The organism is Streptococcus sp. OMI750 (assembly GCF_047463895.1).
Taxonomy (GTDB): domain Bacteria; phylum Bacillota; class Bacilli; order Lactobacillales; family Streptococcaceae; genus Streptococcus.
The window spans coordinates 1-1567 of sequence record NZ_JASHCZ010000014.1 but is presented as its reverse complement, the minus strand read 5'-3'; the positions used below and the strand labels follow the sequence as shown (position 1 = coordinate 1567).

Annotated in this window: 1 protein-coding gene, 1 rRNA gene and 1 pseudogene; 2 read left to right on the top strand and 1 reads right to left on the bottom strand. The window is 42.8% G+C overall.

Annotated elements, in window-relative coordinates; all coding sequences use genetic code 11:
* Positions 1–81: HPF/RaiA family ribosome-associated protein (locus QM830_RS10875; RefSeq protein ID WP_414327017.1), on the bottom strand; the 81-nt coding region annotated here is incomplete at its 3' end.
* Between QM830_RS10875 and QM830_RS10870 the strand changes: the two are divergent.
* Positions 82–366 (top strand): annotated as a pseudogene (locus QM830_RS10870) (sigma 54 modulation/S30EA ribosomal C-terminal domain-containing protein); the annotation flags it as partial. It lies immediately after the preceding gene.
* 420 nt (positions 367–786) lie between these two features.
* Positions 787–1567: ribosomal RNA gene (locus tag QM830_RS10865) — 16S ribosomal RNA — on the top strand; the annotation flags it as partial.

Sequence of the window (1567 nt, the reverse complement as noted above, 5' to 3'; positions counted from 1 at the left end):
TAAGCATCGTGAAATTTTTGTTTTGTTTTTACGGATTTGTCTTTCAATCTTATCAACCACTAGGTCAATAGAACCATACATATCTTGCGAAACAAATCAAAAATTGCACGTAAGCATCGTGAAAAAGTTCCAACAGGAGAAGTATTCTCAGCTGATTTTAATAACGAACAAGTTGAAGAAGCACCAGCTGTTGAAGTTGTAAGAACTAAAAACATTGAGTTGAAACCAATGGATGTTGAAGAAGCCATCCTTCAAATGGAATTGTTGGGTCATGACTTCTTTATCTATACTGATAGCGAAGATCATACAACTAATGTTCTCTATAAACGAGAAGACGGTAACTACGGTTTGATTGAAGCTAAATAATTAAAAAAGAAGGGAAGTAGGTTGAGAGACATGCTTCCTTTATTTTTTTGAAAAACCCTATTGACAAGTATTGATTTGGGTGTTAAGATGTAAAAGTTGTCTTAACTGACTTGCCACAAACTTGAAAAGGTTCCAAAACTTTAAAAAAGTTATTGACAAGACAAGCTAGAGATGATATTATAAATAAGCTGTTTCGCGAGAGACAGCGGACACGAGAAGCAAAAAAACTTCAAAAAAAGTGTTGACAAGTTATTCTAGATTTGCTAGAATATAGAAGTTGTCTTAAGAGAGACAAAGACCTTTGAGAACTGAATAAGAAACCAAGTGCAGGGTTATGATAGAAGAATTATAACCTGTCAATTTACAAGAATAAATCGTCAGACGACGGTAATGAGTTAACGCTCGAACAATTATTAAAGTATTAATGAGAGTTTGATCCTGGCTCAGGACGAACGCTGGCGGCGTGCCTAATACATGCAAGTAGAACGCTGAAGAGAGGAGCTTGCTCTTCTTGGATGAGTTGCGAACGGGTGAGTAACGCGTAGGTAACCTGCCTGGTAGCGGGGGATAACTATTGGAAACGATAGCTAATACCGCATAACAATGGATGACACATGTCATTTATTTGAAAGGGGCAATTGCTCCACTACAAGATGGACCTGCGTTGTATTAGCTAGTAGGTGAGGTAACGGCTCACCTAGGCGACGATACATAGCCGACCTGAGAGGGTGATCGGCCACACTGGGACTGAGACACGGCCCAGACTCCTACGGGAGGCAGCAGTAGGGAATCTTCGGCAATGGGGGCAACCCTGACCGAGCAACGCCGCGTGAGTGAAGAAGGTTTTCGGATCGTAAAGCTCTGTTGTAAGAGAAGAACGAGTGTGAGAGTGGAAAGTTCACACTGTGACGGTAGCTTACCAGAAAGGGACGGCTAACTACGTGCCAGCAGCCGCGGTAATACGTAGGTCCCGAGCGTTGTCCGGATTTATTGGGCGTAAAGCGAGCGCAGGCGGTTTGATAAGTCTGAAGTTAAAGGCTGTGGCTCAACCATAGTTCGCTTTGGAAACTGTCAAACTTGAGTGCAGAAGGGGAGAGTGGAATTCCATGTGTAGCGGTGAAATGCGTAGATATATGGAGGAACACCGGTGGCGAAAGCGGCTCTCTGGTCTGTAACTGACGCTGAGGCTCGAAAGCGTGGG